Here is a 25,227-nt window from a genome sequence, read left to right on the forward strand (position 1 = left end):
TCAGCGCTTGGTCTTCGGGTCCAGTGCGTCCCGGACGGAGTCCCCGAGAAGGTTGAAGGCGATCACGAAGATCACCATGGACACACCGGGGAAGAGCATGAACGTGATGTCGTTCTGATAGACGTCCGAACCGCGCTGGATCATCACGCCCCAGTCGGGTGTCGGCGAGCTCAGCCCCACACCGAGGAAGGCGAGACCTGCCTCGGCGGTGACGTACATCGGGAGCGCCAGGGTCGCCTGGATGAGGATCGGCGTCCACAGGTTGGGCAGCAGCTCCTTGAAGATGATCCGGACGGGAGAGGCCCCGGTCACCCTCGCCGCCTCCACGAACTCCCTTTCGCGCAGGGCGAGTACCTCGCCGCGCAGCAGTCGCGCGATGGAGGCCCAGCCGAACGCCGTCATCACCGAGATGAGGCTGACGACGGTGAGCCAGACCGGGGTGTTCTCCTCCGGCGAGACCAGGATGGAGAGCATCACCGGCCAGAAGGCGATGAAGAAGAGCGTGGAGGGAAAGGCCAGCAGGATGTCGATGACGCGGCCGATGAGGTAGTCGGTCCTGCCGCCCAGGTAGCCCGCGGTGATGCCGATGACGATGCCGAGCGCGGTGACCAGGAGCGTCGTCACCGTGGCGATCAGCAGAGAGTTACGGATGCCGTAGAGCAGGAAGGTGAAGACGTCCCGGCCGAGGCCCGGCTCGACACCGAACCAGTAGTCGCCGCTGATGCCCCCGTTCGGGAGGATGGGGAAGCTGAATTCGTCGAGCAGACCGGGATCGTCCTGGCCGTAGGTGTCGTACGGATTCTTCCCGTACAGCTTGGCTATCAGCGGGGCGCAGAGCGCCACCACGAAGAAGAAGACCACGACGTATCCGGAGATCATCCCGGTGAGGTCGCGGCGGAACCGCAGCCAGGCGAGCCGGCCGGGCGAGCGTCCGGCGCCGCCCTTGGGCGCGGAGGACTCCGGTTTCCCGGCGCTGTTCGCGGCAACCGCCTCAAGAGGGTTGTTGACCGCTGAAGTTGGGAGAGTCATGGCGCTCCTGGCCCGGAGGGGACGAAGGATTCCGCGGTCGTGCCCACGGGCTATGCGGACCTTTTCAACGGGATTGATTCAGGGTCAATGAATCACTGGTCGCCTTGGTCCCCTCTTTGAAATCTTGACGAATACATGACCAAATATTGAGCATATCTTGACCTTGATCGCGCGTCTCGGCGTGGATCTTCTCGACTTATCCGGAAGCATCCGGCAATGCGTCCGATATGCGGGCGTCGAGTCCCCGGATTGCGTACATCCGGATATCGGCCCCGCCCGTACAGCCGCCATGAAAGTGCGGTTGGGCAACCTATGGGGTGTATTGGGGGCAAGTGAGACTTGCGCCTGACGAGGAGGCACTTTCATGCGTGGAGCCACGCACGCCAAGTGGGCCGCATGCGCGGTGGCCGTCGCCCTTGCTGCGACAGCCTGCGGCGGAGGAAGCAGCAGCGGCGGGAGCAGCAGCGGCAGCGGCGGGTCCGGCGGCGTGGTGCGCTCCTCCTGGGGCGACCCGCAGAACCCGCTGGAGCCCGCGAACACCAACGAGGTGCAGGGCGGCAAGGTCCTCGACCTGATCTTCCGGGGCCTCAAGCGGTACAACCCGAAGACCGGCGCGGCCGAGAACGCGCTCGCCGAGAAGATCGACAGCACGGACTCGACGAACTTCACCGTCACCGTCAAGAGCGGATGGACCTTCAGCAACGGCGAGAAGGTCACGGCGAAGTCATTCGTCGACGCGTGGAACTACGGCGCGAATCTCAAGAACAACCAGAAGAACTCCAGCTTCTTCCAGTACATCGCGGGCTTCGACCAGGTCCACCCCACGACCGGTCAGCCCACCGCGCAGACCCTCTCGGGGCTGAAGGTGACGGGCCCCCAGACCTTCACCGTCAAGCTGGCGCAGAAGTTCTCCACATGGCCCGACACCCTCGGCTACGCGGCCTTCTCGCCGCTGCCCCAGGCGTTCTACACGAACCACGCGGGCTGGCTCTCCAAGCCCATCGGCAACGGCCCGTACTCCGTCGAGAACTACACCAAGGGCTCCCAGATGTCCCTGCGCACATGGAAGGGATATCCGGGGTCCGACAAGGCGGTCAACGGCGGTGTCGACCTCAAGGTCTACACCGACAACAACACCGCCTACACCGACCTGGTCGCCGGCAACCTCGACCTGGTCGACGACGTCCCGGCCGCGCAGCTCAAGAACGTCAAGTCCGACCTGAGCGGCCGGTACATCAACACCCCGGCCGGCATCATCCAGACCATGGCCTTCCCCTACTACGACAAGGGATGGAACACCGCGAACGGCGCCAAGGTCCGTACCGGTCTGTCCATGGCGATCAACCGCAAGCAGATCACCGAGACGATCTTCCAGAAGACGCGCACCCCCGCCACCGACTGGACCTCCCCGGTCCTCGGCGTGGACGGCGGCTACAAGGCCGGGCTCTGCGGCAAGGCGTGCCAGTACGACCCGGCCGCGGCGAAGACGATGATCCAGGCGGCCGGCGGCATCCCGGGCGGCCGGCTCTCGATCTCCTACAACGCCGACACCGGCTCCCACAAGGAGTGGGTCGACGCCGTCTGCAACAGCATCAACAACGCGCTGGGCAACGACAAGGCCTGCGTCGGCAGGCCGATCGGCACCTTCGCGGACTTCCGCAGCCAGATCGGCCAGAAGAAGATGCCCGGCCCGTTCCGGGCCGGCTGGCAGATGGACTACCCGCTGATCCAGAACTTCCTGCAGCCGCTGTACTTCACCAACGCCTCGTCCAACGACGGCAAGTGGTCCAACGCCCAGTTCGACAAGCTGGTCAACCAGGCCAACGCGGAGACCGACCAGAAGAAGGCGGTCCAGGTCTTCCAGCAGGCCGAGACGGTCGTACGGGACCAGATGGCGGCCATCCCGCTCTGGTACCAGAACGGCAGCGCCGGTTACTCCGACCGGGTCTCGAACGTGGCGCTCAACCCCTTCAGCGTCCCGGTCTACAACGAGATCAAGGTCCACTGACGGAGGCCGCCGGAGGGCGGGCGGCCCGGCGCGGGACGCGCGCCGGGCCGTACACCTTTCGCCCGGCCCGCGCCGTCCACGCAACCGACGACCCCGACCCCCGGAGCCCTTCATGGGACGTTATGTGATCCGGCGTCTGCTGCAGATGATCCCCGTCTTCATCGGCGCCACGCTGCTGATCTTCCTGATGGTCAACGTGATGGGCGACCCCATCGCGGGGCTCTGCGGCGACAAGCAGTGCGATCCGGCGACCGAAGCCCAGCTGCGCAAGGACTTCGGCCTCGACAAGCCCGTGTGGCAGCAGTACCTGACCTACATGGGCCATGTCTTCACCGGCGACTTCGGCACCGCCTTCAACGGCCAGAAGGTCGTCGACCTGATGGGCGCGGCCTTCCCGGTCACCATCCGGCTGACGATCGTGGCCATCATCTTCGAGATCGTCATCGGGATCCTCTTCGGTGTGATCACCGGGCTGCGCCGGGGCCGCCCGGTCGACACGTCCATCCTGATCCTGACGCTGGTGGTCGTCTCCGTCCCGACCTTCGTCACCGGCCTGCTGGCGCAGCTGCTGTTCGGCGTGAAGTGGAAACTCATCGAGCCGTCGGTGTCCTCCTCCGCACCCTTCGACCAGCTCATCCTGCCCGGACTGGTGCTCGCCTCGGTCTCGCTCGCGTACGTCACCCGGCTGACCCGTACCTCGATCGCCGAGAACGCGCGCTCCGACTACGTCCGCACCGCGACCGCCAAGGGCCTGCCCCGGCACCGGGTCATCATCCGCCATCTGCTGCGCAACTCACTGATCCCGGTGGTGACCTTCATCGGGACCGACATCGGCGCCCTGATGGGCGGCGCGATCGTCACCGAACGGATCTTCAACATCCACGGCGTCGGATTCCAGCTCTACCAGGGCATCCTGCGCCAGAACACCCAGACCGTCGTCGGCTTCGTGACCGTACTCGTCGTCATCTTCCTGGTCGCGAACCTGCTGGTCGACCTTCTGTACGCCGTTCTCGACCCGAGGATCCGGTATGCCTGAGCCGCGCGAACCCCGACCCGATGAAAGCGACCCCGCCATCGCCGGTACCGGAGCCGGCGGAGCGATGGACCTCGCCACCAGCGAGGGATCGACCCTGGAGACCGGACGCGAGGGCCCGGACAGCGGCGGCCCCGCCGGAAAGCCCCGCAGCCTCTGGTCGGACGCCTGGCACGACCTGCGCCGCAACCCGATCTTCATCCTCTCGGGGCTGTTCATCGTCTTCCTGGTGATCATCTCGATCTGGCCGCAGCTGATCGCCGACGGAAACCCGCTCTCCTGCGACCTCGCCAAGGCCCAGGAGGGCTCCCAGTCCGGCCACCCCTTCGGCTTCAACGGGCAGGGCTGCGACGTCTACACGCGTACGGTTTACGGCGCCAGGACCTCGGTCGTCGTCGGTGTCCTCGCCAGCCTCGGGGTCGCCGTCGTCGGCTCGGTCCTCGGCGGTCTCGCCGGCTTCTTCGGCGGATTCTGGGACGCGATCCTCTCCCGGATCACCGACATCTTCTTCGGTATCCCGGTGGTCCTCGGCGGTCTGGTGCTGCTGTCCGTGGTGACCAGTGCCACCGTCTGGCCGGTGATCGGCTTCATGGTGCTGCTCGGCTGGCCCCAGATCTCCCGGATCGCGCGCGGTTCCGTGATCACCATCAAGCAGAACGACTTCGTCCAGGCGGCACGGGCGCTGGGTGCCTCCAACTCGCGGATGATGCTGCGGCACGTCCTGCCCAACGCCGTCGCGCCGGTGATCGTCGTGGCGACCATCGCGCTCGGTACGTTCATCGCGCTGGAGGCGACACTCTCGTTCCTCGGCGTGGGGCTCAAACCGCCGACCGTGTCCTGGGGCATCGACATCTCGGACGCCTCCCCGTACATCCGCAACGCCCCGCACATGCTGCTCTGGCCGGCCGGCGCGCTGGCGGTCACCGTGCTCGCGTTCATCATGCTCGGCGACGCGGTACGCGACGCCCTCGACCCCAAGCTGCGCTGAGGAGCCCTGTCCCATGTTGCTCGAAGTGCGCGACCTGCTGGTGGAGTTCCACACCCGCGACGGGGTGGCCAAGGCCGTCAACGGCGTCACCTACTCGGTGGACGCGGGCGAAACCCTCGCCGTGCTGGGCGAGTCGGGCTCCGGCAAGTCCGTCACCGCGCAGGCGATCATGGGCATCCTGGACATGCCGCCCGGCCGGATCGCGGGCGGTGAAGTGCTGTTCAAGGGCCGGGACCTGCTGAAGCTCAAGGAGGACCAGCGGCGGAAGATCCGTGGCGCCGAGATGGCGATGATCTTCCAGGACGCGCTCTCCTCGCTCAACCCCGTACTCAGCGTGGGCGACCAGCTCGGCGAGATGTTCATCGTCCACCGGGGGATGTCCCGCAAGCGGGCGAAGGCGAAGGCCGTCGAACTGATGGACCGGGTCAGGATCCCGGCGGCCAAGGACCGGGTGGGCGACTACCCGCACCAGTTCTCCGGCGGCATGCGTCAGCGCATCATGATCGCCATGGCGCTGGCGCTGGAGCCCTCCCTGATCATCGCCGACGAGCCGACGACCGCCCTGGACGTGACCGTCCAGGCCCAGGTGATGGAGCTGCTCGCCGAGCTCCAGCGCGAACTGAACATGGGCCTGATCCTGATCACCCACGACCTGGGGGTGGTCGCCGACGTGGCCGACAAGATCGCGGTGATGTACGCGGGCCGGATCGTGGAGACCTCGCCCGTCCACGACATCTACAAGCGTCCGGCCCACCCGTACACCCGGGGCCTGCTGGACTCGATCCCGCGCCTGGACCAGAAGGGCCAGGAGCTCTACGCCATCAAGGGCCTGCCGCCCAACCTGCTGCACATCCCGCCCGGCTGCGCCTTCAACCCCCGCTGCCCGCTGGCCCAGGACATCTGCCGGGGTGAGGTCCCCCCGCTGTTCGAGGTGGCCGGGGACCGGCGGAGCGCCTGCTACTTCTGGAAGGAGACGCTCGATGGCTGAGGCCATTCTGGAAGTCCGGGACCTGGTCAAGCATTACCCGCTGACCCGGGGAATCCTGTTCAAGAAGCAGATCGGGGCGGTGCAGGCGGTCGACGGGGTCTCCTTCGACCTGGCACCCGGCGAGACCCTCGGCATCGTGGGGGAGTCCGGCTGCGGCAAGTCGACCGTCGCCAAGATGCTGGTGAACCTGGAGCGGCCGACCTCCGGCCGGATCCGCTACCGGGGCGAGGACATCACCCGGCTGTCCGGACGGGCGCTGAAGGCGGTCCGCAGGAACATCCAGATGGTGTTCCAGGACCCGTACACCTCGCTGAATCCGCGCATGACCGTGGGCGACATCATCGGGGAGCCGTACGAGATCCACCCCGAGGTGGCTCCCAAGGGCGACCGGCGCCGCAAGGTGCGGGAACTGCTGGACGTGGTCGGGCTCAACCCGGAGTACATCAACCGGTACCCGCACCAGTTCTCCGGCGGGCAGCGCCAGCGCATCGGCATCGCCCGGGGCCTCGCCCTCCAGCCGGAGATCATCGTCGCCGACGAGCCGGTCTCGGCCCTCGACGTCTCCGTCCAGGCGCAGGTCATCAACCTGATGGAGCGCCTCCAGGCCGAATTCGGCCTCTCGTACATCTTCATCGCCCACGACCTGTCGATCGTGCGGCACATCTCCGACCGGGTCGGGGTGATGTATCTGGGGCGGGTGGCCGAGATCGGCTCGGACGCGGAGATCTACGACCACCCCACGCATCCGTACACCCAGGCGCTGCTCTCCGCCGTGCCGCTGCCCGACCCGACGGCCCGTGAGCACCGCGACCGGATCATCCTGGTGGGCGATGTCCCGTCGCCGGCCAATCCGCCGTCCGGCTGCCGCTTCCGCACCCGCTGCTGGAAGGCGCGGGAGCGGTGCGAGCTGGAGGTGCCCCTGCTGGCGGTCCCGGCGGTCTTCCGGGGGCAGCCGGGGCCGGCCGCGCACGCTTCGGCCTGTCACTTCGCGGAGGAGAGGCCGACCGGGCCCACCGAGGGCGGGCGGCGCGACGGCGGAGCGGGGGAGGGGCCGGGCGGCGGGCCGGTGCCGGAGCCGGGCGGTGGGCCGGGTGTGGAGCCGGGCGACGGGCCGGGCGAAGGTCCCGATTCGGGGGGCAAAGCGCCGTAAATCACGGCAAGGCCGTTAACACACAGGCAACTCGGCGGACGCGGTACCGATATACGGACACGGCATGGTGATCAGCGTACGGCCGTGCGGGTGCCGTTGACCGGCCGGGACTCCAGGGTCCTGGCCGGTCGCCCACGGCGTCGCCGCCGTGTCCGTCCCTCAGGCCATTCCGAGCGACCGCTTGAGGAAGTCCACCTGGAGCAGCAGCAGGTTCTCCGCGATCTGCTCCTGCGGTGTCATGTGGGTCACCCCGGTCAGCGGCAGCACCTCGTGCGGCCGGCCCGCGGCGAGCAGTGCCGCCGAGAACCGCAGCGAGTGGGCCACCACCACATTGTCGTCCGCCAGGCCATGGATGATCATCATCGGCCGCGCCGGCTCCGCCGGGGCCGAGAGCCCGTCGTCCGTGACGAGCGAGTGGGCCGCGTACACCTCCGGCGCCTCCTGCGGGGTGCCGAGATAGCGCTCCTGGTAGTGGGTGTCGTAGAGCCGCAGGTCGGTGACGGGAGCGCCGACGACCGCCGCGTGGAAGACATCCGGGCGGCGCAGGGCCGCGAGCCCGGCGAGATAGCCGCCGAAGGACCAGCCACGGATCGCCACCCGCCCGAGGTCGAGCGGGAACCTGCCGGCCAGCCCGTGCAGCGCCTCGACCTGGTCGTCCAGGGAGTGCAGCAGATTCCGCTTGACCGACTTCTCCCAGGCGGGCGAACGCCCCGGGGTGCCCCGGCCGTCGGCGACGATCACCGCGAAGCCCTGGTCCGCGAACCACTGCGAGGTCAGATGCGCGCTCTGGGCGGCGACCACCCGCTGTCCGTGCGGGCCACCGTAGGGATCCATCAGGACGGGCAGCGGGCCGTCCGACTCCTGATAGCCCGTGGGGAGGAGTACGGCGCACGGGATGCGCCGCGTGCCCGCCTCGGTGAGCAGCGCGTGCGCCGTGAGCGCCGGCTGCTCGGCGTACGAGGCAACGGTGGCGAGCTCCTTACCATCCCGGAACACCTGTACGGATGAACCGGCGGTCTCCGGCCGGGCCGACACCAGCACGGTCACCGCGCCCGCACGGACGGCCGAGTGCACCCCCGCCCCCGCCGAGTACCGCTCGATCCCGAGCTCGCTGACCCGGTAGACGTGGATCTCGCCGGTCTCCGGGTCCTCGGCCTCCTCGCCGGCCGACGCCGAGACCAGCACGTCGTGCTCGCCGATGTCCAGCACCGACCTCAGATGCAACTGCGGTCCGGTCAGGGGCCGGTCGCCGACCACCAGGACCCGCGCGCCCCCCTCGTCGGCGATCCGGACCAGCCGCCCGTCCGGCGCCCAGGCGGGCGCCCCGGGGAACAGTTCCAGCCACGCCGGGTCCTCGTCCTGGTGCACGATCCGGGTCACGCCGGTCTCGGGGTCCACCGTCAGGTAGAGCTGGCTGCCCTGGTCGCGGCTCTGTACGAGCAGCAGCGGAGCGCCCGCCGCCGACCAGTGGACCCGGGCCAGGTACGGATAGCGGGCCCGGTCCCAGGTCACCTCCGTACGCGACGCGTCCTGCTCGTCCTGCCCGTCCTGCTCGGCGTGCCCGTCCAGGGCGACCAGGAAGAGCCGTACCTCGGCGTTGGGCGTCCCGGCCGCCGGGTAGGCGACCTGGGTCGGCTCCCGGTCCGGGTGCGCGGGGTCGGAGATCCACCAGCGCCGCACCGGCGTGGTGTCGACCCGTGCGACCAACAGCCGGTCGGACGCCGGGGACCACCAGTAGCCGCGTGAGCGGCTCATCTCCTCGGCCGCGATGAACTCCGCCAGCCCGTACGTGATGTCCCCGCCACCGGCCTCCGAGGGCCCCGCCAGCAGGCGGTCGCCCGAGCCGTCCGCGCCCACCACACGCAGCCCGCCCCGGGCCACGTACGCGATGTGCCGCCCGTCCGGCGCGGGCCTGGGGTCGATCACCGGCCCCGGCACGGGCAGTTCACGCACCGAACCGTCCCGCAGTCCGGCCGCGTACAGCCGTCCGGAGAGCGTGAACGCGGCGAGTTCGACCGCGCCGTCCACCGCGTACCCGACGATGCCGGTCTGCCCCTCACGGCTCCGCTCCCGCCGCGCGCGCTCCTCGGCGGAGAGCCGCTCCGGTGCGCCGCCCAGCAGTGCCTCGGGATCGGCGGCCACCCGTTCGCGATCCTGGCCCGTGGGCGAGCCGTCGAGATCGAGCACCCAGAGGCGGTTCACCGGATCGGTGCCCGACAGGGAACGGAGGAAGACCACTCGCCCGCCGTCGGGGGACACCGTGAAGGCGCGGGGGGCGCCCCGGGTGAAGCGCTGGGTTCTGGCGTGCTGGCGCGGGAAGGAGAGCTGCTGTCGCGAGGTCATGTCACCGAACCTAGCGGGTGCCCCGCGGATCTCGCGGGCCCGCGTGCGCCCCCGGAGTGCTGCCGTGCACCGATCGATGCGCACGCACGGATAGTTATGATCCGTAGCGTTAGGTGGGTAGGAATCCGCCCGGCACATGCATGCCGCGTTTTCCCGACTGAATATCTATGGAGGTGAACCGCCGTGGCACTCTCGATTTCGGCGGTGGTGCTGCTGGCGATCGTCGTCTTCCTGCTGGTCCGGAAATCCGGGCTGAAGGCCGGACACGCGGTGGTCTGCATGCTGCTCGGGTTCTACATCGCCAGCTCCTCCATCGCCCCCACCATCAGTGAACTGACCACGAACGTGGCGGGGATGATCGGTGGCATCAAGTTCTAGCCATTGTCCGTCGGCTATCGGCCAATCTTCATCCGGCAAGGGAGGCCGAGGGAGACCGAGGGAGAGCACGCGCCGCCTCGTAGGCTGTCCCCATGACCGATCTATCCGCCCGTCGTCTGCTGCTGGTGCACGCGCACCCCGACGACGAGTCGATCAACAATGGCGCCACCATGGCCAAGTACGCGGCTGAGGGCGCCCGGGTCACCCTGGTGACCTGCACCCTCGGCGAAGAGGGCGAGGTCATTCCGTCCGGCCTCGCCCACCTCGCGGCCGACCGGGACGACCGCCTCGGCGCCCATCGCATCGGTGAACTCGCCGGGGCGATGCGCGAGCTGGGCGTCACCGACCACCGCTTCCTCGGCGGCCCCGGGCGGTTCCGCGACTCCGGGATGATGGGCCTGGCGCAGAACCACCGCGAGGGCGCCTTCTGGCACGCGGACGTGGACGCCGCCGCCCCGTACCTCGTCGAGGTGATCCGCGAGGTGCGCCCGCAGGTCCTCGTGACGTACGACCCGGACGGCGGCTACGGCCACCCCGACCACATCCAGGCCCACCGCGTCGCCACGCGCGCCGCCGAGCTGGCCGCCGACCCCGCCTTCCGGCCGGATCTCGGCGCCCCGCACACCGTCGCGAAGCTCTACTGGAACCGTGTGCCGCGCTCGGTCGCCGAGCAGGGCTTCGCCCGGCTGCGCGCCCGGGGCGCCGGCTTCCCCGGCGTCGCCGCGGTCGACGACCTTCCGGGCGTGGTCGACGACGCGGAGATCACCGCGGTGATCGACGGAGCGTCCTACGTGTCACGGAAGGAGGCCGCGATGCGCGCGCACGCCACCCAGATCGCCGTCGAAGGACCCTTCTTCGCGCTCTCCAACGACCTCGGCCAGCCGATCTTCGCCGCCGAGTACTACCAGCTGGCGCACGGTGAGTCCGGAGCGCCGGACGGCGAGCGCGAGACCGACCTCTTCGCGGGGGTGGACGCGTGAGCGGGCAGAACCAGCCCGGCGGCCTGTTCGCGGGACCGCCCAGACCAGGACGTATCGCCGCCTATCTCGCGCTGATCGTGCTCGGCGCCCTCGTCGGCACCGCGGGCTCCCTCGTCCAAGGCGGCCTGTTCCCCGGCGGATTGCTGCTCGCGCTGCTCGCCACGGCCGGACTCTTCTACGGTGGGCTGTACGCCACCCGTACCCAGCTGGGGGTAGGGGCGCCCGCCGCCGGCTGGCTGGCCGCGGCCATCCTGCTGAGCACCGGCCGTCCGGAGGGTGACGGAATCTTCGCCGCGGGGGCCGGGCCGCTCATCTACCTCTTCGGTGGCATGGTGGTCGCTGTGATCTGTGCCACCATGTCGCGGTTGCCGCAACCGGGCGTGAAGTCCGGCCGACTTGAGAAGTGACGCGTCCGCCTGCTGCTGAATTGACCCTCTCCGTACGGCCCGCGGACCCCCCGCTTGCCACGGCCGTCAGGTGTCTGCCCCCGGAGGCCAGTATGGTGGTGCGCGCTCCGGGCCTTCCCCTCGCCTCCGCGGCATGGGGGGACCTGAACAGTTGCGTACCAGTAAGAACGGGCGGCGGAGCCAACCGGGAGAACTTGCTTTGAGTCGTGAAACTGACAGTTCGTCCTCCTCCGGCCCCCAGGGGCGCGGCGGAGCCGCGTACCCCTCCGGGACACCGCCGTACGGAGCCCGCCAGTATCCGTCGCTGCATCCCCAGCAGGACGCTCCGGAGGACACGGACACCGCGCCCGCCCCACGGCCGGACGAGCCCAGAACCGAGACCACGCTGACCACGCGCATCCGGATCAACATCCCGGGTTCGCGGCCGATCCCGCCTGTCGTGATGCGCACCCCCATGGGTGACGGCGACACCACGGACGGCCGGGGCAACCCGGCGGCCGAGCGCACCGGCACCACCGGGCCCGACGCGGCCCGGGACGCCGCCGACGCGCGGCGGGCCGACGCCGGGGAGGAGAAGCCGCCGGGCGACAAGCCCCCCAGCGACTGGTTCGTGCCGCGCAAGCCCGGCGGCCCCGGCGGGGCCGCCGGCATGGGCGCGGGCGCCGCCGCGGTGTCCCCCGTGTCGGGGGGGACGGTGCCGTCCCCGGGAGATCCGGTCGACGACTGGCGTCCCGGACAGCCGTACTACTCCGGTCCCTCCGAGGGAGCACGGCCGCAGACGCCCGAACCGGGTTCCGCCGGCAACGGCTTCACGTCCGGCGGTCCGCCGCCCGGGATCCGTCCCCCCGGCGCCGCAGGCGGTCCCACAGGACCGATGGGACCCACAGGACCCATGGGACCCACAGGACCCACCGTCCCTGCCGGGCCCACCGGTCCGACGACGGGACCGGTCACCGGCAGCTCGCCGATCGGCGACCCGCCCTCCTCCCTGACGGGTGCGGACCAGGGTGGCCTGCCCCGGATGTCCGACGACACCGCCGAACTGACCCCCCAGCACCGCGTGTCCGAGCCCGGCTCCGGCGGCCATGTCTCCGGAGACACGCTCACCAGCGGCATCCCCGTGGTGCCGCCGGAGCACCGCTCGCCCTTCCAGGGGCCGGGTCCGCAGGGCACCGGTCCGCTCGGACCGGGTTCACCCGGCCCGGGACCGCTGGGCCCCGGCCTGACCCCCCGTCCGGGCGGGCCTGTTCCGGGCGGCCATGACCAGGACTTCCCGACGGCGGGCTTCCCCGGGCCGACGGGCCCGGCCGGCGCCGACCGGGCCACTCCTCCGGCGGTACCGGCCCCGGCACGCGCCGCCGCCCCGGCCAAGGCCGCGAAGAAGGGCCGCTCCAAGCTGACCCTGCTCGTCGTCGGCCTCGTGGTGGTAGCAGGCGGGTTCTACGGTGCCGGGCTGCTCATGAACCGCTCCGACGTGCCGAAGGGCACGTCGGTCCTGGGCGTCGACATCGGCGGCACCCGCGATCAGGCCGTCATCAAGCTCGACACCGCCTTCGGCAAGCGCGCCTCCGCGCCGCTGCGGCTCAGTGTCGGCGGCAAGACGCAGGAGCTGTCCCCGGACAAGGCGGGCCTCAGCCTGGACAGCCAGGCGACGGTACGCGCCGCGGCCGGCAGCGACTACAACCCGGTCTCGGTGATCGGCTCGCTCTTCGGCGGCCGGCGTGTCGCCGAACCGGTGATCCCCGTCGACGAGGAGAAGCTGAGCGCCGCGCTCACGGATCTCGCCGGCACCTCCGGCTCGGCCACCGAGGGAACCATCGCGTTCGAGCCGGACCACGCCGTCGCCGTACCCGGCAAGGCGGGCACGGCGCTGGACGTCGGCCACTCGATCATCTCGGTACGGGACGCCTACCGTGCCCAGGTCCAGACGGGGAGGACGAACAGCGTGGAGCTGCCCGTCACCACCCGCGAGCCGACGATCAGCCAGGCGGAACTGGACCGGGCCATGAAGGAGTTCGCCGAGCCGGCGATGTCCGGACTGGTCACGATCCAGGCGGGCGGGAAGCAGATCCAGTTCGGCCCCGCCAGGTCGCTTCCGAAGATCCTCTCCATGAAGGCGGTCGACGGGAAGCTGGTGGAGGTCTACGACAGGACCGCCATCGACCAGCTCCTCGAAGGCGTCTTCGACGGCATCACGATCACCAAGGGCGACGGCCGGCAGTACCCCGTCTCGGCCGCCGACGTGGCCCAGGCGATGCGGCCGGCGCTGCTCGGCAAGACCCCCGCCGAGCGCACGCAGGTCATCAACCTGAATCCCAGCTAGGTCCTGTCCGGCCGCGGTACCGGTGCCGCGACCACCGGGCCGGTCATACGCGTGTGACAGCCCCCGCCCCTGCCGGGCGGGGGCTCTGTCATACCCCCGGGCATACCCCCGGGCATACCCTCGGCGATGACAGATGTCATCCCTGGTTCGGGATCAGTGACACTGACGCCGGGGCCGGTTCCGGGCCACGCTGGATCCATGACGACGACAGCCCCGGGTAACCCGGACAACTCTGAAAACCCCCGCGAACTCACCTCCGACCGGCACGGGCCCGGGGCGTGGCAGCCGGTCACCCTCACCGGTGTGATCCGGGCGGGCATCCTGTGTCGTGCCGCGCTCGGATCGGCGCGTCACGGGCCCGGCGAAGACCGGCCTGACAGGTCCCCGCCCTGTTCGGCCGGTCTTCGCAGGACCAGGCGTCCGCCGTCAGTTGAGCATGGCCCGCGCCGCGCGCGCCTTGCGGCGGATCGCCTCGGCCGTCGACGGCTCGACCGCCGCCACCACCTCCGCGTACGCGTCCATCTCCGCCGCCCCGGAGAGGAAGTTTCCGCGCTGTACGAGCAGCTGGGCCCGGTCGTAACGCAGTCTCGCCGGGTGGGACGGCAGGAGCAGGGAGAGTTCGACCGCCCAGAGGGAGACATCCATGCGCTCGGGGCGGGTGGCGGCCCAGGCGCGGATGTTGTTGAGGATCCTCAGGACGACGGTGAGCGGATCGGCCGGGGTGAACAGGTCGGGGGTGGCCGGCGCGCCCGTCGTGCCGGTGACGAGCAGCTCCGCGTCCTGGCCCGTCAGCATCCGGCCGGCGGCGAACGGATCGGCCAGTACCCGCTCGGCCGGATCCCCGAAACCGACCACGAAATGCCCGGGCAGAGCCACCCCGTACACCGGCGCTCCCGCCCGCCGCGCGACCTCGATCCAGACCACCGAGAGCAGGATGGGAAGCCCGCGCCTGCGCCGCAGCACCTCCGGCAGCAGGGAGGACTCCAGGCGCTGGTAGTCGGTGGAGGAGCCGTGGAAGCCGTACCGGGCGCCCAGCAGGTCCGCCAGCGCGGTCGCCCAGGCGCGCGCCCCGGTGATGCCGAAGGGCAGCAGCCCGGCCAGCCGGTCCAGCTCCGCCTGGGCCGCGTCAAGACCGGCCTCGCCCAGGGCGGGATCGGCCTCGGCGCCCACCAGCAGGCAGAGCGTCGCCAGGTCGGGGCGTGCCGAACGGGCTTCCTCGGCGAACCGCCGGCGCCGGTCGGTGGATTCCGGATGCATACGCGCCTCGTACCCGCTCAGGGCGATCGGAAGTGGTGATAGCGGTGATGGATGGCGAAACCCATGGACGCGTACAGCGCACGGGCCCCTTCATTGTCCGCCTCGACCTGGAGCCAGGCGGCGGACGCGCCCTCCTCCAGTGCCCGGCGGGCCAGCGCGGTCATCACCGCCGTGGCCAGGCCCTGCCGGCGGCGGGCGGGATCGACCTCCACCGCCATGAATCCGGCCCAGCGCCCGTCGACGACACACCTGCCGATCGCCGCCGGGGTGGCCGTCCCCCCTGATCCCGCGTCTCCGGGCCCCGCGTCTCCCGGTCCTGCGTCTCCCGGCACCGCGTCTCCCGGCACCGAGGCGAACCACACCGAGGGACCGCTGCCCAGCACCCGGAGCACGGCGGGCCCCGGCGCGCCCGACCGCTGGTAGCGCCGCAGCCACGCCTCGTCACAGGCGCGGTCCAGCCGCACCCCGGAGATGTCCGCGTCCCGGTCGCCGAGGGGGGCGAGCGCGCCGATCCGCACCTCCGCCGTCACCTCCGAGCGCCAGTCGCGCCGCTCCAGCTCCGCGCACAACTGCTCCTGGGTCCCTTCCGCGCCGGTCGCTGCCTGGATGTAGGCGGGCAGTCCCCGGTCCTCGTACCACCGCCGGACCCGCGTCAGTGCCTGGTCGAGCTCCACCCCGGGGTCGCCGAGCGGGAGTACGGAGTTGGCCCGCCGCGTGAATCCGGACGCGGCCCGCAGCCGCCATCCGCCGAGCGGCTCGCTCTCCACCGGCTGCCAGGCCCGGGCGCCGGCCCGGGTCAGCTCCTCGAACGTCGCGGCGGGGCCCCGCCGCCTGGCGGGCGCAGCCGGCACCACCTTGCCCGCGACCAGCGCCGCCTCGGGGACCCCGACACGCTCACCGGTCCGCCGTGTGATGAGCAGCACACCGTTGTCCCACGATGTGAGAACACCCACCGTGTCGGTGAACTTCTCCGTCCCCGCACCGCCCCCGACCAGCTGCCTGACTGATACCCGTTTGCCCACGTCAGCCCGTGTCAGACGGATCTCGAACCGTCCGCCCGCAGTGAATTCCACAGCTCTCTCCGCCCCTCCTGTTCGGATCGTGCCCAAGAACGGAGATACTAGGTGCGGGCATCGACGACGCCGCGCTCCCGCGCGCCCGTGGACGGAGCCGCAGATCGGCCCGCCGCGCCCTATCGAGGAGGAACGACAGCGTGACCTACGTCATCGCGCAGCCTTGTGTCGACGTCAAGGACAAGGCGTGCATCGAGGAGTGCCCGGTCGACTGCATCTACGAGGGCTCCCGGTCCTTGTACATCCACCCGGACGAATGCGTCGACTGTGGTGCCTGTGAACCGGTCTGCCCGGTCGAGGCCATCTTCTACGAGGACGACACCCCGGAGGAGTGGAAGGACTACTACAAGGCGAACGTCGAGTTCTTCGACGAGCTCGGTTCGCCCGGTGGCGCTTCGAAGCTCGGCCTGATCGAGCGCGACCACCCCTTCATCGCCGCGTTGCCGCCCCAGAACGGCTGACAGCGCGCCCCCGGTCCCGTACGGCTCTCCGCCGTACGGGACCGCGGTGTTTTCCGCGCCGGGTTCCACGCGCGGTTCTTGCGCGCGGTTCCCGTGCCGGGTTCCCCGCCCGTCCCCAGCCGTCCTTCCACCGTGGTGTTTCCGTACGTACGAGAAAGAGTGAGCACCGTGCCCGCAGTCTCTTCGCGCCTTCCCGACTTCCCCTGGGACAAGCTGGAGCCCTACAAGGCGACGGCCGCGGCCCACCCGGACGGGATCGTGGACCTCTCCGTCGGCACTCCGGTCGACCCCGTCCCCGACGTGATCCAGCGTGCCCTCGTGGCGGCGGCCGACTCGCCCGGGTATCCGACGGTGTGGGGGACGGCCGAGCTGCGCGACGCGCTGACCGGTTGGGTGGAGCGACGGCTCGGCGCGCACGGGATGAGCCACGCGAACGTACTGCCGGTGGTCGGCTCCAAGGAGCTGGTGGCCTGGCTGCCGACACAGCTCGGTCTCGGCGCCGGTGACCGGGTCGCGTATCCGCGGCTCGCTTACCCGACGTACGAGGTGGGGGCGCGGCTGTGCGGCGCCGAGCCCGTCGCGTACGACACGGAGGCATTTTCGGCCGCCGCCGGGGGGACGGGGCTCGACCCGGCCGGCCTGAAGCTGCTCTGGCTCAACTCGCCGGCCAACCCGACCGGGCAGGTGCTGGCCCAGGAGGAGCTGACCCGGATCGTCGCCTGGGCGCGGGAGCACGGCGTCCTCGTCTTCAGCGACGAGTGCTACCTGGAGCTGGGCTGGGAGGCGGACCCCGTCTCCGTACTGCATCCGGACGTCTGCGGCGGTACGTACGAGGGGATCGTCGCCGTCCACTCACTCTCCAAGCGCTCCAACCTCGCCGGATACCGTGCCGCGTTCCTCGCGGGCGACGCGGCCGTCCTCGGCGAGCTGCTGCAGGTCCGCAAGCACGGCGGGATGATGACCCCCGCGCCGGTGCAGGCGGCGACGGTCGCGGCGCTCGGCGACGACGTCCACGTACGGGAACAGCGGGAGCGTTACGCGGCACGCCGTACCGCGCTGCGTGCCGCGCTGGAGGTCCACGGCTTCCGTATCGACCACAGCGAGGCCGGCCTGTATCTGTGGTCGACCCGGGACGAGCCGTGCTGGGACACCGTGGCGCACCTGGCGGAGCTGGGCATTCTGGTCGCCCCCGGTGACTTCTACGGCCCGGCGGGCGAGCGGCACGTGCGGGTTGCGCTGACGGCCACCGACGAGCGGATCGAGGCGGCGGTCAAGCGGCTGGGCTGAGGCGGGGGGTCGTGCGGCGGTGCGGCCGGGCGGCCGTGACGACACGAAGCACGACACGAAGCACGACACGAAGAGGCCCGCCGTGACGACACGAAGGGGCCCGGGGAGCGTCCTCCCCGGGCCCCTTGCCGCGCGTGGGGGCGCGGCGTACGTCAGCCGAGGGGCAGGCCGCTGACCGGGAGGCCGCCGGTGGGGAGCCCGTTGGTCGGCAGGCCACCGAGCGAGCTGGTGGGGGTGGCGCCCTGTGCGGCGGAGGCGGCGGTCGAGGCGGTCTGGCCCAGCACCTCGCCGGCGCTGCCCGCGGTCTCGCCGGCCAGCTTCTGCGCGGCGGGCGTCGCCGTCCTGCCGGCCTTGCCGACGGTCTTCCCCGCCGTGGGGACCGCCGTCTTGACGGCCTTGCTGCCGACGTCGCCCGCCACCTCGGTCGCCTTCTGGGCGCCGCTGTCGAAGGTGTCACCCACGGCGGCGCCGTCCAGCGCGGTCACCGCGCCGAGGTCGGTGGTCTGCGGAAGGGCCGCCGCGGACGCGGAACCGACCGCACCGACCACGGGGGCAGCGCCTGCCGCGATGAGCAGAGCGGCGCGGGCGATCCGACGGGACAGGGGGAGGGACATGATGCTCCTTTGACGGGGGAGAAACTGTGCTTGTCCGTCGATCGGACACAGTGACAACCCCTCGAAGGGCCTCGAAGGTTGCGGTGGGCGCGGGTAAAGAGTCCGCAAGGGGGCGCACCATCGGCAACGGATAAAAACGGGCAAACAAACCCGTGACACCGGTGCGGCCGAACCGTCACTTCCCTTGCGGAGCAGGTGATTTGGCCAATCGGACACCCAGCGCCGAATGGGCGGACGCGATGTCCTCCCGAGGGGACCGGACTACCCCGTCCGGGTGACTCGCCGTACTACTGCGCGGTACGGATGCGCACCTCTCCCGCGCCGGCCTTCCCCGAGCCGGATCCCGCCCCGTCACCGGCCTCCCGCCAGCCCTTGGCGGCGTCCTCCGCGCTCCATACCCGGCCCGCGTAGCTGACCCTGTCGATCCGCAGGGCGGTCGCCTGAGCCACCGCCCAGTGCGCCAGCTCCCAGCCGCGCGGCGACGACGCCCGGTCGCCCGCCGGATCTCCGCCCGCCGGATCTCCGCCCACCGGGTCACCGCCCCGGCCCGCGCTCCCGGCGGCGGCGGCCGCTACGGGCACGGCCAGCTCACCGGCCGCGCTCGGGGCTCCCGCCCCGCCGGCGGCCGTCTCCCCGTCCCCGGGCAGCACCTCGGACCCGAACGCCCGCACCAGCGCGGCCCGCACCTCCGCCGGGTCGCCCGGTGTGCCGCCGCCCGGGGCCGAACAGGTCAATGAGGCGGCGGCGCGGCCGGTCAGCGCCGCGGCCAGCAGGGTCGCGTCCGGCTCGTGCTTCGCGTACGCCTGCGGGAAGCCGCTGCGCTGCACCCGCTGCGCCGCTTCCGTGAGCGGCAGCCGTGAGTAGCCGGGGACCTCAGCGAGATGGTCGTAGAACTGCCCCGCCGAGTAGACGGGATCGAGGATCTGTGCCGGGGTGCCCCACCCCTTCGAGGGACGCTGCTGGAAGAGCCCGAGCGAGTCCCGGTCGCCATGGTCCAGATTGCGCAGCGCGGACTCCTGGAGAGCCGTCGCGAGGGCGATCGTGACCGCGCGCTCGGGCAGTCCGCGCGTGGTGCCGACCGCGGAGATCGTCGCCGCGTTCGCGGCCTGCTCCGGGCTCATCCCGTATGTCGGGCCCTCGCCGTCCGCCGTGTCCGAGGCGCGGACCGCGCACCGGGGGGCGCCAGGGCCGCCGGACCGGTACTGCACCGCCGCGTAGGCGGCGAGGCCCAGCAGGACGACAAGGGCGGCCGCGGTGCGCAGGAGGCGGCCGCGGCGGGGAGGAGAGGCGGTCTGGGACACGAGGCCACGTTACTGGAGGGGAAGGACGGCACCGCCGTGGCCATCGGACGCCGCGAGCACGCCCGAGGGGCGGACAGCGTCGCGCGCCGGAGAGGGCCTAGGGTCGAAACCATGTCTGAGACCCCGCTCGACCTCACCCTCGATGCCCCCGCCCTCACCGCCCGCCTGGTCGACTTCCCGTCGGTCAGCGGCGAGGAGAAGCCGCTCGCCGACGCGATCGAGCAGGCGCTGCGCGCCCTGCCGCATCTCACCGTCGACCGGCACGGCAACAACGTGGTGGCGCGGACACGGCTCGGGCGCGGCGAGCGGATCATCCTGGCCGGGCACATCGACACCGTTCCCATCGCCGACAACGTGCCCTCCCGGCTCGACTCCGACGGGGTGCTGTGGGGCTGCGGCACCAGCGACATGAAGGCGGGGGTCGCCGTACAGCTGCGGCTCGCCGCGACGCTCCCCGAGCCCAACCGCGATCTCACCTTCGTCTTCTACGACAACGAGGAGGTCGCCGCGCACCTCAACGGACTGGGCCAGGTGGCCGAAGCCCATCCGGACTGGCTGGAGGGCGATTTCGCCGTTCTGCTGGAGCCGTCGGACGGACAGGTCGAGGGCGGCTGCCAGGGCACGCTGCGGGTCCTCCTCCGGACGACAGGGGAGCGGGCGCACTCCGCGCGGAGCTGGATGGGCTCCAACGCGATCCACTCCGCCGGGCCGATCCTGGAGCGGCTGGCCGCGTACGAGCCGAGGCGGCCGGTCATCGACGGCCTGGAGTACCGGGAAGGCCTCAACGCCGTACGGATCGAGGCGGGCGTCGCCAACAACGTCATCCCCGACGCGTGCGTGGTCGTCGTGAACTACCGCTACGCCCCCGACCGCAGCGCGGAGGAGGCCGTCGCGCACGTCCACGAGGTCTTCGCGGACTGCGGGGTCGCCGAGCTGACCGTGGACGACCACTCGGGAGCGGCCCTGCCCGGCCTTTCGCATCCCGCCGCGGCCGCCTTCATGGCCGCCGTGGGCGGCACGGCACAGCCCAAGTTCGGCTGGACGGACGTCTCGCGGTTCGGCGCGCTCGGCGTGCCCGCGGTCAACTACGGGCCCGGTGACGCGCTGCTCGCCCACAAGCGTGACGAACGGGTGGCCGTCGAGCGCATCACCCACTGTGAGCGCCGGCTCCGGGAGTGGCTCACCGGGTGAGCTCCGTACGGGAGGGGAGGGGCCTCCGGGAAGTGAGGGCCGGACGGACTGCCGGAATTTCGCCGTTTGTCACGCCCGTGGATCTACCCTTGCCCAGAACACGGACAGCAGCGGAGGGAGCAGGTCATGGGCATGCCTGACGGAGCGGAGAGGCCGGAGGAACAGCGGCTCGGACCGGTACTCCGCCGCCGGGAGCAGGTGCAGTCCGGCACGACCGATCAGCGGCTGCTGGACACCGAGGGCGATTCGGAGTGGGTGCACACCGACCCCTGGCGGGTCATGCGCATCCAGTCGGAGTTCGTGGAGGGCTTCGGCGCGCTCGCCGAACTCCCCAGCGCCATCAGCGTCTTCGGCTCGGCGCGCACCCCGGTCGGCTCCTCCGAGTACGAGGCGGGGACCCGGATCGGCAGGGCCCTGGTCGAGGCCGGGTTCGCGGTGATCACGGGCGGCGGCCCCGGCGCGATGGAGGCGGCCAACAAGGGGGCGCGGGAGGCGGACGGCGTCTCCGTGGGGCTCGGCATCGAGCTGCCCTTCGAACAGGGGCTCAACGCGCATGTCGACATCGGCGTGAACTTCCGCTACTTCTTCGTCCGCAAGACGATGTTCGTGAAGTACGCGCAGGGCTTCGTGGTCCTGCCGGGCGGACTGGGCACCCTGGACGAACTGTTCGAGGCGCTGACCCTGGTCCAGACCGGGAAGGTCACCCGCTTCCCGATCGTCCTCTTCGGTACGGAGTACTGGGGCGGCCTCGTCGACTGGCTGCGGAACACCGTCGTGGGGCAGGGCAAGGCGTCCGAGAAGGATCTGCTGCTCTTCCACGTCACGGACGACGTGGACGAGGCGGTGGCGCTGGTGACCAAGGAGACCGGCAAGTAGCGGGAGGGGTGGCCGGGGCGCCGTTACGGGCGGCCTGGCCGGCCCCGGCCACCGCCGCCCTGTCGGCCCCGGCGGCTGTCGGCCCTGTCGGCCCCGGCGCCTGTCGGTCCCCGGTGGCCCCGGCGCCTGTCGGTCCAACGACCCGGCGCCGTTGGACCGCCGCTGCTCCGTCGTCGCCGCCGGACCGTCAGGCGAGTCCCCGGCGGGCCACCGCCGGGGCGCGGTGGCCCGCGAGGGACGCCACCATGTCCAGCACCTGCTTCGTCTCCGCGACCTCGTGCACGCGGTAGATCCGCGCGCCGAGCCACGCCGACACGGCGGTCGTCGCGAGTGTCCCGATCACCCGTTCCTTGACCGGCTTGTCGAGCGTCTCGCCGACGAAGTCCTTGTTGGACAGGGAGACCAGCACCGGCCAGCCCGTCTCCGCCATCTCGCCCAGCCTGCGGGTCGCCTCCAGCGAGTGCCGGGTGTTCTTCCCGAAGTCATGCCCCGGGTCGATCATGATTCCGTCCCGCCGGACGCCCAGTTCCAGGGCGCGCTCGGCCAGCCCGAGCGTCACCCGCAGGATGTCCGCCATGACGTCGTCGTACCCGATCCGGTGCGGCCGGGTCCTCGGCTCGGCGCCGCCGGCGTGCGTACACACCAGGCCCGCGCCGAAGCGCGCGGCGACCTCGGCGAGTCGGGGGTCGACCCCGCCCCACGCGTCGTTGAGCACGTCCGCGCCCGCCTCGCAGACCGCCTCCCCCACGTCGTGCCGCCAGGTGTCGACGCTGATCACCACATCCGGATGGCGGCGGCGGACCTCCGCCACGAAGCCCACCGTGCGACGGGCCTCCTCCTCGGCGGTGACCTCGTCGCCGGGCCCCGCCTTCACCCCGCCGATGTCGATGATGGCGGCGCCCTCCGACACCGCCCGCTCGACGCGCTCCAGCGCGGGCTCGTCGCGGAAGGTCGCGCCCTGGTCGTAGAAGGAGTCCGGGGTCCGGTTGACGATCGCCATGATGACCGGCTCGTGCGCGTCGAATTCCCGACGTCCCAGCCGCAGAGTCCCGCTGCGCATCCCCTGTTTCCTCCTCGCGTCCGTTCGCTGTGACCTTAGACGGTCCTTCCCCGGCCTTGATTGTCGGTGGCTCATGGCACGATCGGCACCGGACGTTTTCCTGCCCGGGGAGAAGCTCGTGTTCTTGTTCTTGCTCATCGCCATGGTCGTGGTCGTCGCCGCGGTCACGCTCGCGGTCATCGGCGGCGGCGACCGCGCGGTCCTCACGGACACCGCTCCGGAACAGCTGGTGGACCCCCTGCCCGAGACGCGGCCGGTCGGCCGCGCCGACGTCGAGGCGATCCGGCTGCCGGTCGGCGCGCGCGGCTACCGGATGGCGGACGTCGACGACGTCCTCAGCCGCCTCGGCGCGGAGCTGGCCGAGCGTGACGCGCGGATCGCCGAGCTGGAGGCGGCGCTGGCCGGGGCGTACGCGACGGCCGTCTCCTCTCCCGACCTTTTCGAGAAGCCGGCGGAGGGGAGCGACCAGTGACCGCCGGGACCACGGTGGCGGGGCCCGACGGGCTGCCGCGCTGCCCCTGGGGGCTGTCGACCGAGGACTACCTCGCCTACCACGACACCGAATGGGGCCGCCCGGTCCACGGCGACGACGCCCTCTTCGAACGCCTCTGCCTGGAGGCCTTCCAGTCCGGGCTCTCCTGGATCACGATCCTGCGCAGGCGGGAGGGCTTCCGGGCCGCCTTCTCCTCGTTCCACATCGCGTCCGTCGCCGACTACACCGACGCGGACCGGGAACGCCTGCTGGGGGACCCGGGCATCATCCGCAACCGAGCCAAGATCGACGCCACGCTCGGCAACGCGCGCGTCCTGGCCGACTGGCCCCCCGGTGAGCTGGACACCCTCATCTGGTCGTACGCCCCCGACGCGAAGAAGCGCCCGGCCCCGAGGACGGCCGCCGACATCCCCGCGGTCACCGACGAGTCCACGGCCCTGGCCAAGGCCCTCAAGAAACGCGACATCCGCTTCGTGGGCCCCACCACGGCCTACGCGCTCATGCAGGCCTGCGGTCTGGTCAACGACCACGTGACGGGCTGCGCGATGCGCACCCCCTGAACCAGCGCCCCGGCCCAGCGCCCCGGCCCAGCGCCCCGGACCCAGCGCCCCTGAACCAGCGCCCCGGACCCAGCGCCCGCGCCGCGTGGCACGGGCGCACACCCGCACCCGCGGCCTCAGCGCCCCACGTACCTCGGCTTCTCCTTCGCCAGGAACGCCCGCACCGCGATCGCGTGGTCCTCCGACGAGCCCGCCCGTGTCTGGAGCTCGTCCTCCTTCTCCAGCGTCTGCGCCAGCGAGTGCCCCGCCCCGTACGCCAGCGACTCCTTGAGCGACGCGTACGCCAGCGTCGGCCCCCCGGCCAGCGCCCGGGCCACGGCGGTCGCCTCGGCCGCCAGGTCGGCCGCGGGCACCAACTTGTCCACCAGGCCCAGCTCGTACGCCTCGCGCGCCGGTACCGACCGGGGGAACAGCAGCAGATCCGTGGCGCGGCCCCGCCCGACCAGCCGTGGCAGCGTCCACGAGACCCCGGAGTCGGCCGTCAGCGCGACCGCCGCGAAGGACGTGTTGAACGCGGCCGTGTCCGCCACCACCCGGTAGTCCGCCGCCAGGGCGAAACCGAACCCGGCCCCCGCCGCGACCCCGTTGACCCCCGCCACGACCGGCTTGGGCATCTCGGTGATCGCCCGCAGGATCGGGTTGTAGTGCTCGCGCACGGTGCTCATGGTGTCGCCGGTGCCCGCCGCCCGGTCCGCCTCCAGCAGGGCCGTGTGCTCCTTGAGGTCCTGCCCCACGCAGAAGGCCCGGTCGCCCGCCGCGGTGAGCAGGACGCCCCGTACGGCGGTGTCGGCCGCCGCGGCCTGGAGCGCGTCCCGCAGGGCCGCCTTGGCCGCCGCGTTCATCGCGTTCATGGCGTCGGGCCGGTTGATCGTGATCGTTGCGAGTCCGTCACTCATCTCGTACAGCACGGTGTCGGCCATGATCGGTCCCCTTCGCGGCTCGGGCAGTCCTGTCCGGGCCCAGCATGGCGGAGATCATCGGCGGCGGGCATGTGACCTGCGTCAAGAAAGTCGGGCCGGAGCGTCGCGTACGGCGGCGAAGTATCGCAGGCGGATCGCCGAATTGAGTGGTTTTGCGGGAGCGCGTTGCGCAAGCGATGCCGACCGATGTTGGTCATCGGGTCCAGCCATGCGGGATAATGGCCTTGAAGCAATGTGTTCGATGCCGGTGAGACAGCGCCTGTCATGGGGCCGCCGGCTGAGATGAGCTGGTTTCAGGAAGGGGAACGAGCATGGCGGCCATGAAGCCGCGGACGGGCGACGGCCCGCTCGAGGTGACAAAGGAGGGGCGGGGCATCGTCATGCGCGTTCCGCTCGAAGGCGGCGGTCGGCTTGTCGTCGAGCTGACTCCGGACGAGGCGGATGCTCTCGGCGACGCGCTGAAGAAGGTCGTCGGCTGAGCGGAACGCTCACAGTCTTCGGGGTCGA

At 71.2% G+C, this 25,227-nt stretch carries 24 protein-coding genes; 16 read left to right on the plus strand and 8 right to left on the minus strand.

Annotation, left to right across the window (positions count from 1 at the left end; all coding sequences use genetic code 11):
- Positions 1 to 1,029, minus strand: a complete 1,029-nt coding sequence (locus tag ACIBAE_RS00350) for an ABC transporter permease (RefSeq protein WP_399281489.1) — start codon at positions 1,027 to 1,029, stop codon at positions 1 to 3.
- Between the two features lie 364 nt (positions 1,030 to 1,393).
- Between ACIBAE_RS00350 and ACIBAE_RS00355 the strand changes: the two genes are divergently transcribed.
- From ACIBAE_RS00355 to ACIBAE_RS00375, 5 genes are all read left to right on the plus strand, one after another.
- A complete protein-coding gene (locus ACIBAE_RS00355) occupies positions 1,394 to 3,037 on the plus strand; it encodes an ABC transporter substrate-binding protein (protein WP_399281490.1) in 1,644 nt (547 codons plus the stop codon).
- A gap of 112 nt (positions 3,038 to 3,149) precedes the next feature.
- The gene (locus ACIBAE_RS00360; protein WP_399281491.1) at positions 3,150 to 4,073 is read left to right on the plus strand and encodes an ABC transporter permease; all 924 of its coding nucleotides are present in this window, start codon (positions 3,150 to 3,152) and stop codon (positions 4,071 to 4,073) included.
- Positions 4,066 to 5,058, plus strand: a complete 993-nt coding sequence (locus ACIBAE_RS00365) for an ABC transporter permease (RefSeq protein WP_399281492.1) — start codon at positions 4,066 to 4,068, stop codon at positions 5,056 to 5,058. Before ACIBAE_RS00360 ends, ACIBAE_RS00365 begins: the two co-directional genes overlap by 8 nt.
- Positions 5,059 to 5,071: 13 nt before the next feature.
- Positions 5,072 to 6,046, plus strand: a complete 975-nt coding sequence (locus tag ACIBAE_RS00370) for an ABC transporter ATP-binding protein (protein ID WP_399281493.1) — start codon at positions 5,072 to 5,074, stop codon at positions 6,044 to 6,046.
- Positions 6,039 to 7,196 (plus strand): ABC transporter ATP-binding protein, encoded by a 1,158-nt coding sequence (locus tag ACIBAE_RS00375; RefSeq protein ID WP_399281494.1) that lies wholly within the window; start codon positions 6,039 to 6,041, stop codon positions 7,194 to 7,196. Before ACIBAE_RS00370 ends, ACIBAE_RS00375 begins: the two co-directional genes overlap by 8 nt.
- Positions 7,197 to 7,355: 159 nt before the next feature.
- Here the strand turns inward: ACIBAE_RS00375 and ACIBAE_RS00380 are convergent, their stop codons facing one another.
- Positions 7,356 to 9,539 carry a prolyl oligopeptidase family serine peptidase gene (locus ACIBAE_RS00380; RefSeq protein ID WP_399281495.1) on the minus strand — a complete coding sequence of 728 codons (2,184 nt, stop codon included), beginning with the start codon at positions 9,537 to 9,539 and terminating at the stop codon, positions 7,356 to 7,358.
- A gap of 183 nt (positions 9,540 to 9,722) precedes the next feature.
- Here ACIBAE_RS00380 and ACIBAE_RS00385 point away from each other — a divergent pair, with 183 nt between their 5' ends.
- The 4 genes from ACIBAE_RS00385 (at position 9,723) to ACIBAE_RS00400 (ending at position 13,627) form a co-directional block, all read left to right on the plus strand.
- Positions 9,723 to 9,917, plus strand: a complete 195-nt coding sequence (locus ACIBAE_RS00385) for a hypothetical protein (RefSeq protein WP_030352924.1) — start codon at positions 9,723 to 9,725, stop codon at positions 9,915 to 9,917.
- 92 nt (positions 9,918 to 10,009) lie between these two features.
- Positions 10,010 to 10,897: an N-acetyl-1-D-myo-inositol-2-amino-2-deoxy-alpha-D-glucopyranoside deacetylase gene (mshB, locus tag ACIBAE_RS00390; protein ID WP_399281496.1), complete on the plus strand. Its 888-nt coding sequence runs from the start codon at positions 10,010 to 10,012 to the stop codon at positions 10,895 to 10,897.
- Positions 10,894 to 11,304, plus strand: coding sequence for a DUF6113 family protein (locus ACIBAE_RS00395; protein ID WP_399281497.1), 411 nt, complete (start codon positions 10,894 to 10,896; stop codon positions 11,302 to 11,304). Before mshB ends, ACIBAE_RS00395 begins: the two co-directional genes overlap by 4 nt.
- Before the next feature lie 199 nt (positions 11,305 to 11,503).
- Positions 11,504 to 13,627 (plus strand): hypothetical protein, encoded by a 2,124-nt coding sequence (locus tag ACIBAE_RS00400; RefSeq protein ID WP_399281498.1) that lies wholly within the window; start codon positions 11,504 to 11,506, stop codon positions 13,625 to 13,627.
- 426 nt (positions 13,628 to 14,053) lie between these two features.
- Here ACIBAE_RS00400 and ACIBAE_RS00405 read toward each other — a convergent pair whose 3' ends face one another.
- Both ACIBAE_RS00405 and ACIBAE_RS00410 read right to left on the minus strand, forming a co-directional pair.
- Positions 14,054 to 14,884: a tetratricopeptide repeat protein gene (locus tag ACIBAE_RS00405; RefSeq protein ID WP_399281500.1), complete on the minus strand. Its 831-nt coding sequence runs from the start codon at positions 14,882 to 14,884 to the stop codon at positions 14,054 to 14,056.
- Positions 14,885 to 14,901: 17 nt separating this feature from the next.
- Positions 14,902 to 15,957 (minus strand): GNAT family N-acetyltransferase, encoded by a 1,056-nt coding sequence (locus ACIBAE_RS00410; protein ID WP_399281501.1) that lies wholly within the window; start codon positions 15,955 to 15,957, stop codon positions 14,902 to 14,904.
- A 140-nt stretch (positions 15,958 to 16,097) separates the two neighbouring features.
- Between ACIBAE_RS00410 and fdxA the strand changes: the two genes are divergently transcribed.
- Positions 16,098 to 16,418, plus strand: a complete 321-nt coding sequence (gene fdxA / locus ACIBAE_RS00415; protein ID WP_003985062.1) for a ferredoxin — start codon at positions 16,098 to 16,100, stop codon at positions 16,416 to 16,418.
- A gap of 168 nt (positions 16,419 to 16,586) precedes the next feature.
- Positions 16,587 to 17,705 carry a succinyldiaminopimelate transaminase gene (dapC, locus tag ACIBAE_RS00420; RefSeq protein ID WP_399281502.1) on the plus strand — a complete coding sequence of 373 codons (1,119 nt, stop codon included), beginning with the start codon at positions 16,587 to 16,589 and terminating at the stop codon, positions 17,703 to 17,705.
- A 152-nt stretch (positions 17,706 to 17,857) separates the two neighbouring features.
- Here dapC and ACIBAE_RS00425 read toward each other — a convergent pair whose 3' ends face one another.
- Both ACIBAE_RS00425 and ACIBAE_RS00430 read right to left on the minus strand, forming a co-directional pair.
- The gene (locus ACIBAE_RS00425; RefSeq protein ID WP_399281503.1) at positions 17,858 to 18,319 is read right to left on the minus strand and encodes an ATP-binding protein; all 462 of its coding nucleotides are present in this window, start codon (positions 18,317 to 18,319) and stop codon (positions 17,858 to 17,860) included.
- 287 nt (positions 18,320 to 18,606) lie between these two features.
- The gene (locus ACIBAE_RS00430) at positions 18,607 to 19,620 is read right to left on the minus strand and encodes a hypothetical protein (protein WP_399281504.1); all 1,014 of its coding nucleotides are present in this window, start codon (positions 19,618 to 19,620) and stop codon (positions 18,607 to 18,609) included.
- A gap of 111 nt (positions 19,621 to 19,731) precedes the next feature.
- Here ACIBAE_RS00430 and dapE point away from each other — a divergent pair, with 111 nt between their 5' ends.
- Positions 19,732 to 20,811 carry a succinyl-diaminopimelate desuccinylase gene (gene dapE, locus ACIBAE_RS00435; protein ID WP_399281505.1) on the plus strand — a complete coding sequence of 360 codons (1,080 nt, stop codon included), beginning with the start codon at positions 19,732 to 19,734 and terminating at the stop codon, positions 20,809 to 20,811.
- Positions 20,812 to 20,937: 126 nt separating this feature from the next.
- Entirely contained in the window at positions 20,938 to 21,687 is a 750-nt protein-coding gene (locus ACIBAE_RS00440; protein ID WP_399281506.1) for a TIGR00730 family Rossman fold protein, read from the plus strand.
- A gap of 187 nt (positions 21,688 to 21,874) precedes the next feature.
- On the opposite strand, the gene folP is transcribed toward ACIBAE_RS00440, so the two are convergent.
- Complete coding sequence (gene folP, locus ACIBAE_RS00445) at positions 21,875 to 22,747, minus strand: dihydropteroate synthase (RefSeq protein ID WP_399281507.1); 873 nt, start codon at positions 22,745 to 22,747, stop codon at positions 21,875 to 21,877.
- A 118-nt stretch (positions 22,748 to 22,865) separates the two neighbouring features.
- On the opposite strand from folP, the gene ACIBAE_RS00450 reads away from it, so the two are divergent.
- Positions 22,866 to 23,219: a hypothetical protein gene (locus ACIBAE_RS00450; RefSeq protein WP_399281508.1), complete on the plus strand. Its 354-nt coding sequence runs from the start codon at positions 22,866 to 22,868 to the stop codon at positions 23,217 to 23,219.
- The gene (locus tag ACIBAE_RS00455) at positions 23,216 to 23,800 is read left to right on the plus strand and encodes a DNA-3-methyladenine glycosylase I (RefSeq protein WP_399281509.1); all 585 of its coding nucleotides are present in this window, start codon (positions 23,216 to 23,218) and stop codon (positions 23,798 to 23,800) included. Before ACIBAE_RS00450 ends, ACIBAE_RS00455 begins: the two co-directional genes overlap by 4 nt.
- A 116-nt stretch (positions 23,801 to 23,916) precedes the next feature.
- Here ACIBAE_RS00455 and ACIBAE_RS00460 read toward each other — a convergent pair whose 3' ends face one another.
- Positions 23,917 to 24,720, minus strand: a complete 804-nt coding sequence (locus ACIBAE_RS00460; protein WP_399281510.1) for an enoyl-CoA hydratase-related protein — start codon at positions 24,718 to 24,720, stop codon at positions 23,917 to 23,919.
- A gap of 311 nt (positions 24,721 to 25,031) precedes the next feature.
- Between ACIBAE_RS00460 and ACIBAE_RS00465 the strand changes: the two genes are divergently transcribed.
- Positions 25,032 to 25,199 (plus strand): DUF3117 domain-containing protein, encoded by a 168-nt coding sequence (locus tag ACIBAE_RS00465; protein WP_003966491.1) that lies wholly within the window; start codon positions 25,032 to 25,034, stop codon positions 25,197 to 25,199.
- Positions 25,200 to 25,227 lie beyond the last annotated feature (28 nt).

It is taken from the genome of Streptomyces sp. NPDC051569 (genome assembly GCF_044454085.1).
Lineage (GTDB): Bacteria > Actinomycetota > Actinomycetes > Streptomycetales > Streptomycetaceae > Streptomyces.

Bases quoted from the DNA above. Each gene is read 5' to 3' on its own strand.
- folP (WP_399281507.1), bottom strand. From the start codon at position 22,747: ATGCGCAGCGGGACTCTGCGGCTGGGACGTCGGGAATTCGACGCGCAC.
- mshB (WP_399281496.1), top strand. From the start codon at position 10,010: ATGACCGATCTATCCGCCCGTCGTCTGCTGCTGGTGCACGCGCACCCC.
- ACIBAE_RS00355 (WP_399281490.1), top strand. From the start codon at position 1,394: ATGCGTGGAGCCACGCACGCCAAGTGGGCCGCATGCGCGGTGGCCGTC.
- ACIBAE_RS00425 (WP_399281503.1), bottom strand. From the start codon at position 18,319: ATGTCCCTCCCCCTGTCCCGTCGGATCGCCCGCGCCGCTCTGCTCATC.
- ACIBAE_RS00465 (WP_003966491.1), top strand. From the start codon at position 25,032: ATGGCGGCCATGAAGCCGCGGACGGGCGACGGCCCGCTCGAGGTGACA.
- ACIBAE_RS00440 (WP_399281506.1), top strand. From the start codon at position 20,938: ATGGGCATGCCTGACGGAGCGGAGAGGCCGGAGGAACAGCGGCTCGGA.
- ACIBAE_RS00370 (WP_399281493.1), top strand. From the start codon at position 5,072: ATGTTGCTCGAAGTGCGCGACCTGCTGGTGGAGTTCCACACCCGCGAC.
- ACIBAE_RS00380 (WP_399281495.1), bottom strand. From the start codon at position 9,539: ATGACCTCGCGACAGCAGCTCTCCTTCCCGCGCCAGCACGCCAGAACC.
- ACIBAE_RS00350 (WP_399281489.1), bottom strand. From the start codon at position 1,029: ATGACTCTCCCAACTTCAGCGGTCAACAACCCTCTTGAGGCGGTTGCC.
- ACIBAE_RS00460 (WP_399281510.1), bottom strand. From the start codon at position 24,720: ATGGCCGACACCGTGCTGTACGAGATGAGTGACGGACTCGCAACGATC.
- ACIBAE_RS00365 (WP_399281492.1), top strand. From the start codon at position 4,066: ATGCCTGAGCCGCGCGAACCCCGACCCGATGAAAGCGACCCCGCCATC.
- dapE (WP_399281505.1), top strand. From the start codon at position 19,732: ATGTCTGAGACCCCGCTCGACCTCACCCTCGATGCCCCCGCCCTCACC.
- ACIBAE_RS00405 (WP_399281500.1), bottom strand. From the start codon at position 14,884: ATGCATCCGGAATCCACCGACCGGCGCCGGCGGTTCGCCGAGGAAGCC.
- ACIBAE_RS00375 (WP_399281494.1), top strand. From the start codon at position 6,039: ATGGCTGAGGCCATTCTGGAAGTCCGGGACCTGGTCAAGCATTACCCG.
- ACIBAE_RS00360 (WP_399281491.1), top strand. From the start codon at position 3,150: ATGGGACGTTATGTGATCCGGCGTCTGCTGCAGATGATCCCCGTCTTC.